Genomic DNA, 11,166 nt, shown 5'->3' with positions numbered 1-11,166 from the left:
AGAGCAGGTCGAGCCGGCGGCGGCGCGACCGAGGGTGCCGGCGAGCCAGATGCCGTCACCGGCTGGCCCGGCCCGGGTGATCGCGTGACCGGCCTCGGCGGACCCGAGCGCGGTGATCGCGACGACGATGAGACCCGAGGACGAGAGGTCGCCGCCGATGACGGGCACCGCGGTCCGAAGCGCCTGCCCGGCCCGGTCGGCTTCGGCGACGATGCCCTGGAAGAGCGCTTCGAGGTCGGCCACCTCGGTGGTGTCGGGGACGGCGAGGGAGACGAGGAGTCCGTGCGGGAGGGCCCCCATCGCGCACACGTCGGCGAGGTTCTGGGCGGCGGCTTTGACGCCGAGGGCGTGCCAGTCCAGCCACGTGCGCGTGAAGTCCTCGTTCTCGACGAGCATGTCGGCAGTCGAGACGAGCCGGCCCGTGAGATTCGTCACGGCGGCATCGTCGCCTGGGCCGACGATCTCGACGGCACCTGCGCGTCTGTGGGCGAGAAGGCGGTCGAGCACGTCCGCTTCGCCGAGTTCGGACAGTTGTGGCATACATCCAACCCTATAGGGACGATACGGTAGTTCCATGCGTTCGTTCCTTCGCCGGTCGCCCGGCTCGCAGGCTCAGTCCAGCTCGCCCGTGCTGCGCTCCGCGGCCGCCGTGACCCTCGCCCTTCCCGTGCTCGGCATCGCCCTGTCCGGCTGCGCCCGCACGGTCGTCGTCGAACCCGCGGCGGATGCGGCGAACCCGCAGTGCGCGGACATCATGCTCCGCCTGCCCGACGAACTCGACGGCCAGCAGGTGCGCGACACCTCCTCGCAGGGCACGAAGGCGTGGGGCGATCCCAACGTCGCCGTCGTCCGCTGCGGCGTCACCCCGCCCGGTCCGACGACGGACCAGTGCGTGAGCGTCAGCGGCGTCGACTGGATCTCCAAGGGCGGGGAGGACGACGACACGTGGGTGTTCACGAGCTACGGACGGACCCCCGCCGTCGAGGTCCTCGTCAACCGCAAGCTCGCGTCGGGCTCCGATGTGCTCGCCACCGTCTCGCCGGCCATGCAGGTCTTCGAGGCCCAGGACCAGTGCGTCGGCGCCGAGGATGTCGGTGAGATCCCCGGTCAGCCGAGCACCCCGCCCGGTGACTCCGGCGTCGAGGTCTCCCCCGGCCCGACCCCCTGAGCGTCGGTTCCCCCGACCCCGGCGAGGGTCAGACCACCTGAGCGTCAGTCCCGCGTGCGGCGGGCGTGGTCGATGAGGGCGATGCTGATGAGTTCGCTCACCAGGCTCGGGTAGTCGATCCCGGAGTTCGCCCACATGAACGGGTACGCCGAGGTGGGGGTGAACCCGGGCAGCGTGTTGAGTTCGTTGATGATGACCTCACCGGAGTCCGTGACGAACGTGTCGACGCGGGCGAGCCCCGTGCAGTCGAAGAGCCGGAACACCGCGGCCGAGAGCTCCCGGATGCGTGCCGTCGTCGCCTCGTCGACCCGGGCCGGGCAGCTCAGCTGCGCATCGGCGAGGTCGAGGTACTTCGCGTTGAAGTCGTAGAAGTCGTGGTCGCCGGAGACTTCGATCTCCCCGGGGTAGGAGGTGCGCACCTCGGCGTCGAAGAGGGAGCCGAGCACCGCGCATTCGATCTCCCGGCCGATGACCTGCGGTTCGACGATGACCTTCGTGTCATGGGCGAACGCCTCGAGCAGAGCCGCCTCGAGGCCGTCGGGACCGGCGACGCGGCTGACGCCCATCGAGGAGCCGGCGCGGGCGGGCTTGACGAAGACGGGGAAGGTCAGGGCCGCCACCCGGGATTCGACATCGGCCCGGTCGGTCTGCCACATCGTCTCGGTGACGAGCTCCCACGGGCAGGTGGGGATGCCGGCGTGGGCGAGCAGGGTCTTCGTGTAGTGCTTGTCCATGCTCGCGGCCGAGGAGAAGACCCCGGAGCCGACGAACGCGGTGTCGCTGAGCTCGAAGAGCCCTGCAGGGTCCCGTCCTCGCCGTACTGGCCGTGGAGGACGGGGAAGAAGACGTCGACGGTCTCGAGTTCGGTGACCGTGCCGTCGGCGTCGCGCTGGAGTAGCGGGGCCCCGACCGCGGAGACGCGGGGAATGATCTCTGTGCCGTTGTCGGTGACCTCGGGCATGTTCTCCGGGTCGAAGTGCATCTCGGCCCAGTCGTCGACGATGCGCCACACCCCCGACTTCGTGATGCCGATCGGCAGGACCCGGTAGGCCTCGTCGTCGATGGCGCTGATCACCCCTGCCGCCGTGACGCAGCTGACGGAGTGTTCACTCGAGCGTCCTCCGAAGAGAACTGCGACGAGCGGCCGGTGATCGGTGTCTGACATATCGGTCCTTGATCGGGGATGGAACTCATCGTCCCCGCACGCCCGAGCGTGCGGGGACTGGGAAACTCTAGCTCAGTCGGCCTCGTATGTGCATTCGAGCCACGCGCGGCCGATGCCCTTGAAGTACATGTTGAAGCCGGCGAACGCCGGCGTCGAGGAGGCGTCGATGCCGAGCGGCTCGGAGAGTGCAGTGACGATGAAGTAGTAGCGGTGGGGTCCGTGTCCCTCGGGCGGGGCGGCGCCGACGAAACGGGGCTGACCGGCGTCGTTGGGCAGGGTCACGGCGCCGGCGGGCAGGAGGTCGGCCTCCGGGTTGCCGGCGTCGGTGGGCAGGGAGGTCACCGAGGCGTCGAGGTCGATGACGGCCCAGTGCCAGAATCCGGAGCCGGTCGGGGCGTCGGGGTCGTAGCAGGTCACGGCGAACGCCTTCGTCTCCGCGGGGAAGCCCGACCACGACAGCTGCGGGGACTTGTCCTCACCGCCGGGCACGCCCATGATGCCGGAGGCCTGCGGGGCCGGGAGGGCCGCCCCGTTCTCGATGTCGGTGCTCGTGATCTCGAAGGTCGGAAGCTCGGGAAGGTTGAAGAACGGTGAGTTGACGCTCATGGGTGCTCCTTGGGCTCGTGGGGATCGATCGGCAGCCGTGACGGCCTCAGGCCGGCGGGCCTTCGTGCTTACGCTTCCGAGACAACAGCAAAGCGGCGAGTTCGTCAACCCGCAGACGCCCGGCGAGAACCGCGCTGACCGCCTCGGTGATCGGCAGGTCGACACCGTAGCGGCGACCGAGGGCGAGCACCGCGGGAGAGGACTTCACGCCTTCTGCGGTCTGCTCGGTGTGCGCGATCGTCTCCTCGAGGCTCATCCCCTCGCCGAGGTGGCGGCCGAAGGTGCGATTGCGCGAGAGCGGGGACGCGCAGGTGGCGACGAGGTCGCCGAGTCCGGCGAGTCCGGACAGGGTGTGCGCCTCGGCGCCCATCGCCGCGGCCAGTCGGGAGGTCTCGGCGAGTCCGCGGGTGATGATCGAGGCCTTCGAGTTGTCGCCGAGGCGCTGCCCGTCGGCGATGCCCACGGCCAGGGCGATGACGTTCTTCACGGCCCCGCCCATCTCGACGCCGACGACGTCGGTGTTCGTGTACGGACGGAAGTACGCGTTCGCGCTGATCTCGGCGACCGCCTCGGCGGTGGCGATGTCCGAGGCGGCGACGACGGTCGCGGTCGGCTGTCGGTCGGCGATCTCCTTCGCGAGGTTGGGTCCGGACACGACGGCGATCCGACCCTCGGCGATGCCGGTCACTTCGGCGATGACCTCCGACATCCGCTTGCCCGTCTCGACCTCGATGCCCTTCATGAGGCTGACGAGGATCGCCCCATCGCTCAGGTGGTCCCTCCACCGGCTGAGGTTGTCGCGCAGGGTCTGCGCGGGCACGGCGAGGATGACGATGTCCGCCCCGGTGACGGCCGCGATGTCGTCGGTCGTCGCGGTGATGAGCTCGGGCAGCACCCGGTCGCCGAGGTACCGGGCGTTCGTGTGGGCGGTGGTGATCTCCTCGGCGGTCTCGGCGCGACGAGCCCAGAGGGTGACGGGGAACCCGGCATCGGCGATGACGGCGGCGTACGTCGTCCCCCACGATCCGGCGCCGAGCACGGCGATCTTGGGCGCGCTCACGAATCGGCCTCCTCGGTGCGGAAGCGGGCTGGCAGCTCACGGCCGGAGAGGTCGGCGACCATGCCCGCGATGGTGTCGGTCAATCGCTTCGTCAGCGCTGTCATCGAACTCTTCTCTTCCCTGTGCTCCCAGAGATCCTGGTAGTCGATCGGCGGCCCGAACCGCACCACGGAGGTGTGGGTGAGCGGGCGGAAGCGCGGTCTCAGCGTGCCGCGCGGTTTGACGTCCTCGAGCCCCCAGTGGGCGGCCGGGATGATGGGGGCACCCGTCTCGAGGGCCAGCCGGGCGGTCCCGGACTTGAAGTGCTGGGGCCAGAAGTGCTCGTCCTTCGTCAGCGTGCCCTCGGGGTAGATGACGACGATCTCCCCCTTCGCCAGCGCGTCCTTCGCGTACTCGAGGGAGTCGCCGGCCTGCGCCGAGGCGCGCAGCACGGGGATCTGACCGAGTCCCTTGAGGACGATGCCCAGGGGGCCGGAGAACAGCGTCGACTTCGCGAGGAAGTGCGGCAGCTTGCCGCTGCGCCACAGGCCGAGGCCGACGAGGATGGGGTCGAGGTGGTTGGCGTGGTAAGCCGCGACGATGGCCCCGGTCTTCTCCGGCAGGTATCCGGGGTTCTCGATGCGGATCTTCGAGGTCAGGCGGAAGAGCCCGTACGCGGCGGAGGCGACGACGAAGGCGACCCGCCGCTGGGAGCGGACGTCGCCGGGTGCGAAGGAGACGATGTGGCCGCCGGGTGCATCCCCGCCGGTCGCGCTCATGCGGAGACCTCGGCGCCGAGTCCGAGCAGCTTGTCGAGGAAGTTCTCGTACCCGCGGTTGATGAGCTCGATCCCGTGGACCTCGCTGCGCCCCTGTGCGGCCAGTGCCGCGATGAGGTGGCTGAAGCCCCCGCGCAGGTCGGGGACGTCGATGCGGGTGCCCTTGAGGTCGACGGGCCCGGAGACGACGGCCGAATGCGCGTAGTTGCGGCGCCCGAACCGGCATGGGGTGCCGCCGAGGCATTCGCGGTAGAGCTGGATCCTCGCCCCCATCTCGACGAGGGCGTGGGTGAAGCCGAAGCGGTTCTCGTAGACGGTCTCGTGGATGATCGACAGGCCCTCGGCCTGGGTCATCGCGACGACGAGCGGCTGCTGCCAGTCGGTCATGAAGCCGGGGTGGACGTCGGTCTCGAGGGCGAACGAGGCGAGCCTGCCGCCGGGATGCCGGAAGCGGATGCCGGACTCGTCGACCTCGAACTCGCCGCCGATCTTGCGGAAGATGTTGAGGAACGTGATCATCTCCGGCTGCGAGGCGCCCTCGACGAAGATGTCCCCGCCGGTCGCCAGGGCCGCGGAGGCCCACGAGGCGGTCTCGTTGCGGTCCGGCAGCGCCCGGTGGATGAAGCCGTGGAGGGTGTCGACGCCCTCGATGCGCACGACCCGGTCGGTGTCGACGGTGATGATCGCGCCCATCTTCTGCAGCAGTGCGATGAGGTCCATGATCTCGGGTTCGATCGCGGCGTTGCGCAGCTCGGTCACGCCCTCGGCGCGCACCGCCGTGAGCAGCACCTGCTCGGTCGCCCCGACCGACGGGTACGGGAGTTCGACCTTCGTGCCCTGGAGGCGGCGCTTCGTCGTGAGCATGATGCCGCCGGCCGTCTTGTCCACCTCGGCGCCGAACTGCCGGAGCACATCGAGGTGGAAGTTGATGGGACGGTCCCCGATGTGGCAGCCGCCGAGGTCGGGGATGAACGCCTGCCCGAGGCTGTGGAGGAGGGGTCCGCAGAAGAGGATCGGTATCCGCGAGGAGCCGGCGTGGGCGTCGATGTCGACGATCGAGCCCTGCGCGACCTGGGAGGGGTCGAGGCGCAGCTCGCCGTCGGCGTGCGCGCCGTCCGGTCCCGGGGTGACACTGACTCCGTGGAGCTCGAGGAGTCCCGTGACGATCTCGACGTCGCGGATCTGCGGGACGCCGCGGAGCACGGACGGGGTCTCCCCGAGGAGGGAGGCGACCATGGCCTTCGGCACGAGGTTCTTCGCGCCCCTGACCCGCACGGTTCCCCCGAGCGGATTTCCGCCGCGGACTTCGAGCATGTTCCTCCCCTGGTCGCTTTCCGGACTCGTCCGCGGACTCCAGCGACGGTTCTCCGCCGGCTGTCCTCGGACTCGTCCAAGACTAGCGCAGACGACCGTGCGACCCGGCCTCAGACCTTCGCGGGCAGGGTGCGCGGCTTGTGGACGGGACGCCTGGCCTCGAATGCCGCGATCTCGTCCTCCTTGGCCAGGGTGAGGCTGATGTCGTCGTGGCCCTCGAGCAGCCGCCAGCGCGTGTAGTCGTCGATCTGGAACGGGACGGTGACCGTGTCGCAGGTGACGGTCTTCTCACGCAGGTCGACGCTGATCGGGGTGCCCGGATGGTTCTCGATGATCTTCCAGATGATCTCGATGTCGGCCTGCTCGAGCTGTGCGGCGAGGAGACCCTCCTTGCCGGAGTTGCCGCGGAAGATGTCGCCGAAGCGAGAGGAGAGGACGACCCGGAACCCGTAGTCCTTGAGCGCCCACACGGCGTGTTCGCGCGAGGATCCGGTGCCGAAGTCGGGGCCGGCGACGAGGACGGACCCGGAGGCGTAGTCGGGGTCGTTGAGGACGAAGTCCTCGGCCGTGCGCCACCGGGAGAAGAGGGCGTCCTCGAATCCCGTGCGGGTCACCCGCTTGAGGAACTTCGCGGGGATGATCTGGTCGGTGTCGACGTTCGAGCGGCGCAGGGGCACGCCGACGCCGGTGTGGGTCGTGAAGGCTTCCATGGCTGCTCCTTACGCGGTCGCCGAGGTGGGGGTCAGGGTGAGGGTGGGACGGTCGTCCCAGGGCACGGGCTCGGCATCGCGGGGCAGGTCCTCGACGTCGGCGGGCGAGGACAGCGTGCCGCGCACCGCGGTGGCCGCGGCGACGAGCGGGGACACGAGGTGCGTGCGCCCGCCCTTGCCCTGCCGGCCCTCGAAGTTGCGGTTCGACGTCGAGGCGCAGCGCTCCCCTTCGGCGAGCTGGTCGGGGTTCATGCCCAGGCACATCGAGCAGCCGGCGAAGCGCCATTCGGCGCCGAAGTCCTTGAAGATCCGGTCGAGGCCCTCGGCTTCGGCTTCGAGACGCACCTTGGCGGAGCCGGGGACGACCATGAAGCGCACGGAATCGGCCTTCTTCCGGCCGCGCACCACCTCGGCGGCGGCCCGGAGATCCTCGATGCGGGAGTTCGTGCACGAGCCGAGGAAGACGGTGTCGACGGCGATGTCGCGCAGCGGCGTGCCCGGGGTCAGGCCCATGTAGGCCAGGGCGTTGGCGGCGGCGATCTTGTCGTTCTCGTCGGCGAAGTCCTCGGGCGCGGGCACGTTCGCCGACAGCGGCAGGCCCTGACCGGGGTTCGTCCCCCACGTGACGAAGGGCTCGATGTCGGCGGCCTCGAGGACCACCTCGGCGTCGAAGGTCGCGTCCTCATCGGTGTAGAGGGTCTTCCAGTACGCGACCGCCTCATCCCATTCCACGCCCTCAGGGGCGTGCGGACGGCCCTTGACGTACTCGAAGGTCGTCTCGTCGGGGGCGACCATGCCCGCCCTGGCCCCGGCCTCGATCGACATGTTGCAGATCGTCATCCGGGCCTCCATCGACAGGGACCGGACCGCCTCGCCGCGGTATTCGAGGACGTAGCCCTGACCGCCGCCGGTGCCGATCTTCGCGATGATCGCGAGGATGATGTCCTTGGCCGTCGAGCCCGGCGGCAGCTGGCCGTCGACGGTGATCGACATCGTCTTGAACGGCTTGAGGCTGAGCGTCTGCGTCGCGAGGACGTGCTCGACCTCGGAGGTGCCGATGCCGAAGGCGAGCGCCCCGAACGCGCCGTGGGTCGAGGTGTGCGAGTCGCCGCAGACGACGGTCGTGCCCGGCTGCGTGAGGCCGAGCTGCGGTCCGACGACGTGGACGATGCCCTGATCGGCGTCGCCGAGGCTGTGGAGGCGGATGCCGAACTCCTCCGCGTTCTTCCGCAGGGTCTCGATCTGCGTGCGCGAGGTCGGTTCGGCGATCGGCTTGTCGATGTCCCACGTCGGCGTGTTGTGGTCCTCGGTGGCGATCGTGAGGTCGGGGCGGCGCACGGGGCGCCCGGCGAGTCGGAGTCCGTCGAACGCCTGCGGACTCGTCACCTCGTGGACGAGGTGGAGGTCGATGTAGATGAGGTCGGGTGCGCCGTCCTGACCTGGGGAGACGACGTGATCGGCCCAGACCTTCTCGGCCAATGTGCGTGGCATGGTTCCTCCCGCCGGAGCGGAGATCCTCCGCCCGGGTAGTGCTCTGGGGCGGCGGCCGGAGTGCGACCGCCTGAGGCGACCGCGGTCGCGGTGCGCCCCGCCTCGTTCGAGGTGTGGAGTGAAATCTACTCGCCCGTATCGCATTTCGAACTTGCATCTCGCTCATTGAGACGCGCACAATGGTCTCTATGACAAGCAATGGTAGCGGCGTCGGCGTCATCGACAAGGCCGCAATGGTTCTCTCCGCCCTTGAGGCCGGACCCGCGTCTCTCGCTGAGCTCGTCTCGCTCACCGGACTCGCGCGACCGACCGCTCACCGTCTCGCCGTCGCCCTTGAGTTCCACCGCATCGTCGGCCGCGATCTGCAGGGCCGGTTCGTCCTCGGACCGCGTCTGGCCGAACTGTCCTCGGCCGCCGGCGAGGACCGGCTGCTCGCCGCGGCCGGGCCCGTGCTCGGGCAGCTGCGCGATCAGACGGGTGAGTCGGCTCAGCTCTTCCGCCGCCAGGGCGATCTGCGTCTGTGTGTGGCCGCGGCCGAACGGCCCGTCGGCCTGCGCGACTCGGTGCCGATCGGGGCGACCCTGAGCATGCGCGCGGGCTCGGCCGCCCAGGTCCTCCTCGCGTGGGAGGAGCCGGACCGGCTCCACACCGGTCTGCGCGGGGCCCGCTTCTCCGCGACGATGCTCTCCGGCGTCCGGCGCCGCGGCTGGGCCCAGTCGATCGCCGAACGCGAGCGCGGAGTCGCCTCGGTGTCGGCGCCCGTCCGCGGACCGAGCAATCGCGTCGTCGCGGCCGTGTCGATCTCCGGCCCCGTCGACCGCCTCACCCGGCAGCCGGGCCGCCTCCACGCGAAGGCCGTCGTCGACGCGGCACGTGCGCTCACCGAGGCGCTCGTCCGCGGGTGACCCGACCGTGGCTGACCCGTCCGTCACCGACCCGGCGCGGCACCAGCCCGATCACGTCGACCTCGAGCACGGTGTCACCCGTGCCGTCGTCACGCGGGCGGGCGCCGGACTCCGGTCGCTGACGGTCGACGGCCGTCCCGTCGTCGTCTCCCCTTCGGCGGCCGGGCCGGTGACCGCGGCGGCGGCCGGGGCGGTGCGGATCGGGGAGTTCTCCGATGCCGCGTGGACCGTCGCCGCGCGGTCTGCGTCGACTCTCACTCTCAGTGCCACCGGCGATCACGGTCAGGTGGCCGCCTCGGTGAGATTCGCACTCACCGACGACGGTCTCGAAGCCGCTCTCCACGTCCGTTCCCCGTCCGCCCTCGACATCAGTGTCCGTGCCTGGTTCGACCCCGGCGGCGCAGCCGTCGATGAGGCCGCCCTGCGCCTCGACTCCGCGGGATGGCTCGGCGGGACCGCGGTCGCGCCTGAGCGCCTCGACCGCGCGGCGGCAGCGTTCGACACGGGCTCGTGGGTTCCGCGCGACCATGCCGCCGCGGTCGACGCGTGCGTCCTGTGTCGGGACTTCCGCGCTCTGCGCAGTCTCGACGGGGTCGTCCTCGACGATCTGTTCACCATGGCACCGGGGACCCGGTCGCAGTGTCGGATCAGGCGCGCCGACGGGGCCTCCACCCTGTTCTCCGCGAGTTCGGGCTTCGATGTGTGGCACGTGAGCACCGGGGACGGACTCACGCCGTCGCGAGCGGCGCTCGCTGTGGCCGCACGCTCGACCGCCGCCTCGGCGCTCGAGTGGTCCGTGCGCCTGGCCTGAGGGAGAACCGGCCACCTTCGGCGTCGGCTCACAGCACCGTGTGAAACGCATCGGAACTCGCGTGATCTCGCCCTGATAGATTGCGAATACGCAGGTGGGCGGCGTCACACCGCCCCGTGATCCTGAAACCGACCGCGAAAGAGGATGCGACGATGTCGACATCGCACGACCCGGAGAAGAGCAGCTCCGAGACTCCCCACCACTCCCCCAGCGCCGACAGCGCCGTCCCGCGAGGCGCTGCGCCACGAGGCGAGACCGCACCGACCGACTCCGCGCCTCCCCTCCACGCCGACGAAACAGCATCGAGGGCCGGCGAGACCGCACGCAGCGCCGCCGACGAGTCAGCGCCCAGCGCAACCGCCGACCGTGCCGCCGACAACGGTGCCTCTGACCCTGTTGCCACTGACCCTGATGCTGCTGACCAGCACTCGACGCTGCAGTACCAGCCGGGGCATGCCGACGGCGACCAGCGCGCCGCTGATCTCTACGGACACAGCCAGCACAGCGCCGGCCAGCACAGCGCCGGTCAGCAGCCCGGCTCGCCGCAGACACCCGGCCACTACTCCGGCGGCCACTACTCCAACGGTCAGGTCGCCGCTGATCAGCCGGCGGGATCGCAGCAGCCCGGAGCTCATCAGTACGGCTCTCAGCCCGGGGCCGCTGCGCCCGGCTCTCAGCCCGGAGCCCACCCGTACGGCTCTCAGCCCGGCAGTTACGGCCAGCAGGCAGAGTACGGCCAGCAGGCAGAGTACGGCCAGCAGGCGGTCTACGCCCAGCCGACCGGATATGGTCAGCCGACCGGATACGGCCAGCCCAGCACTGCCACGCCTGCGGACCAGCGCGGCTTCTTCAAGTCGCTCTTCGACTTCCGCTTCAACACGTTCGTCGCCACACGCTGGGCGGGGATCATCTACATCCTCGCGATCGTCGTCGCCGTCTTCGCCTGGATCGCGACGATCATCAGCGGCATCGCGGCCGGATCGGCGTCGCGGGTCGCGATGAGCTACTGGGAGCCGGAGCCGTCGTTTAGTCCGTGGCCGCTGCTCTTCGCGATCCTCGGGTTATAGGCCAAAAAGTGTGTCCGTGATCGTCCCGGATCCCAGCCACACCAAGGACAATCACCTGATTGCTTAGCTCTGATCGCTTAGCATTCGTAGGGTGCTTGCAATCGACCGAAAT

Annotated in this window: 11 protein-coding genes and 1 pseudogene; 4 read left to right on the top strand and 8 right to left on the bottom strand. The window is 69.9% G+C overall.

Annotation, left to right across the window (positions count from 1 at the left end):
- Positions 1–540 (bottom strand): thiamine-phosphate kinase (locus AC2W7K_RS17885; RefSeq protein ID WP_486006499.1); only part of this gene is annotated, 540 nt, incomplete at its 3' end.
- Positions 541–574: 34 nt separating this feature from the next.
- On the opposite strand from AC2W7K_RS17885, the gene AC2W7K_RS17880 reads away from it, so the two are divergent.
- Positions 575–1,168: a DUF3515 domain-containing protein gene (locus AC2W7K_RS17880; RefSeq protein WP_198499178.1), complete on the top strand. Its 594-nt coding sequence runs from the start codon at positions 575–577 to the stop codon at positions 1,166–1,168.
- Positions 1,169–1,212: 44 nt separating this feature from the next.
- On the opposite strand, the pseudogene AC2W7K_RS17875 reads toward AC2W7K_RS17880, so the two are convergent.
- The 7 genes and pseudogenes from AC2W7K_RS17875 to leuC all read right to left on the bottom strand — a co-directional run bounded on the left by AC2W7K_RS17875 (position 1,213) and on the right by leuC (position 8,271).
- A pseudogene (locus AC2W7K_RS17875) lies at positions 1,213–2,333 on the bottom strand (D-alanine--D-alanine ligase family protein).
- 72 nt (positions 2,334–2,405) lie between these two features.
- A complete protein-coding gene (locus tag AC2W7K_RS17870) occupies positions 2,406–2,939 on the bottom strand; it encodes a YbhB/YbcL family Raf kinase inhibitor-like protein (protein ID WP_198499180.1) in 534 nt (177 codons plus the stop codon).
- Between the two features lie 46 nt (positions 2,940–2,985).
- Positions 2,986–3,999: an NAD(P)H-dependent glycerol-3-phosphate dehydrogenase gene (locus AC2W7K_RS17865; protein WP_198499181.1), complete on the bottom strand. Its 1,014-nt coding sequence runs from the start codon at positions 3,997–3,999 to the stop codon at positions 2,986–2,988.
- Complete coding sequence (locus AC2W7K_RS17860) at positions 3,996–4,757, bottom strand: lysophospholipid acyltransferase family protein (protein WP_198499182.1); 762 nt, start codon at positions 4,755–4,757, stop codon at positions 3,996–3,998. Before AC2W7K_RS17860 ends, AC2W7K_RS17865 begins: the two co-directional genes overlap by 4 nt.
- On the bottom strand, positions 4,754–6,070 hold the full coding sequence (gene murA, locus AC2W7K_RS17855) for a UDP-N-acetylglucosamine 1-carboxyvinyltransferase (protein WP_198499183.1): 1,317 nt from the start codon (positions 6,068–6,070) through the stop codon (positions 4,754–4,756). The genes AC2W7K_RS17860 and murA overlap by 4 nt, the downstream gene beginning before the upstream one ends.
- Positions 6,071–6,180: 110 nt before the next feature.
- A complete protein-coding gene (gene leuD / locus AC2W7K_RS17850; RefSeq protein WP_198499184.1) occupies positions 6,181–6,780 on the bottom strand; it encodes a 3-isopropylmalate dehydratase small subunit in 600 nt (199 codons plus the stop codon).
- 9 nt (positions 6,781–6,789) lie between these two features.
- Positions 6,790–8,271, bottom strand: coding sequence for a 3-isopropylmalate dehydratase large subunit (gene leuC, locus AC2W7K_RS17845; RefSeq protein WP_198499185.1), 1,482 nt, complete (start codon positions 8,269–8,271; stop codon positions 6,790–6,792).
- A gap of 188 nt (positions 8,272–8,459) precedes the next feature.
- Here leuC and AC2W7K_RS17840 point away from each other — a divergent pair, with 188 nt between their 5' ends.
- The 3 genes from AC2W7K_RS17840 to AC2W7K_RS17830 all read left to right on the top strand — a co-directional run bounded on the left by AC2W7K_RS17840 (position 8,460) and on the right by AC2W7K_RS17830 (position 11,054).
- On the top strand, positions 8,460–9,176 hold the full coding sequence (locus AC2W7K_RS17840) for an IclR family transcriptional regulator (RefSeq protein ID WP_009378215.1): 717 nt from the start codon (positions 8,460–8,462) through the stop codon (positions 9,174–9,176).
- 7 nt (positions 9,177–9,183) lie between these two features.
- A complete protein-coding gene (locus tag AC2W7K_RS17835) occupies positions 9,184–9,987 on the top strand; it encodes an aldose epimerase family protein (RefSeq protein ID WP_198499186.1) in 804 nt (267 codons plus the stop codon).
- A gap of 152 nt (positions 9,988–10,139) precedes the next feature.
- Positions 10,140–11,054 (top strand): DUF4282 domain-containing protein, encoded by a 915-nt coding sequence (locus AC2W7K_RS17830; protein ID WP_486006498.1) that lies wholly within the window; start codon positions 10,140–10,142, stop codon positions 11,052–11,054.
- Positions 11,055–11,166: the final 112 nt, after the last annotated feature.

The sequence above is a fragment of the Brevibacterium sp. LAARM2_SD2 genome (assembly GCF_057364785.1).
This window is presented reverse-complemented; position numbering and strand designations above follow the sequence as displayed.

Bases quoted from the DNA above. Each gene is read 5' to 3' on its own strand.
- AC2W7K_RS17860 (WP_198499182.1), bottom strand. From the start codon at position 4,757: ATGAGCGCGACCGGCGGGGATGCACCCGGCGGCCACATCGTCTCCTTC.
- leuC (WP_198499185.1), bottom strand. From the start codon at position 8,271: ATGCCACGCACATTGGCCGAGAAGGTCTGGGCCGATCACGTCGTCTCC.
- AC2W7K_RS17840 (WP_009378215.1), top strand. From the start codon at position 8,460: ATGACAAGCAATGGTAGCGGCGTCGGCGTCATCGACAAGGCCGCAATG.
- AC2W7K_RS17830 (WP_486006498.1), top strand. From the start codon at position 10,140: ATGTCGACATCGCACGACCCGGAGAAGAGCAGCTCCGAGACTCCCCAC.
- AC2W7K_RS17880 (WP_198499178.1), top strand. From the start codon at position 575: ATGCGTTCGTTCCTTCGCCGGTCGCCCGGCTCGCAGGCTCAGTCCAGC.
- leuD (WP_198499184.1), bottom strand. From the start codon at position 6,780: ATGGAAGCCTTCACGACCCACACCGGCGTCGGCGTGCCCCTGCGCCGC.
- murA (WP_198499183.1), bottom strand. From the start codon at position 6,070: ATGCTCGAAGTCCGCGGCGGAAATCCGCTCGGGGGAACCGTGCGGGTC.
- AC2W7K_RS17870 (WP_198499180.1), bottom strand. From the start codon at position 2,939: ATGAGCGTCAACTCACCGTTCTTCAACCTTCCCGAGCTTCCGACCTTC.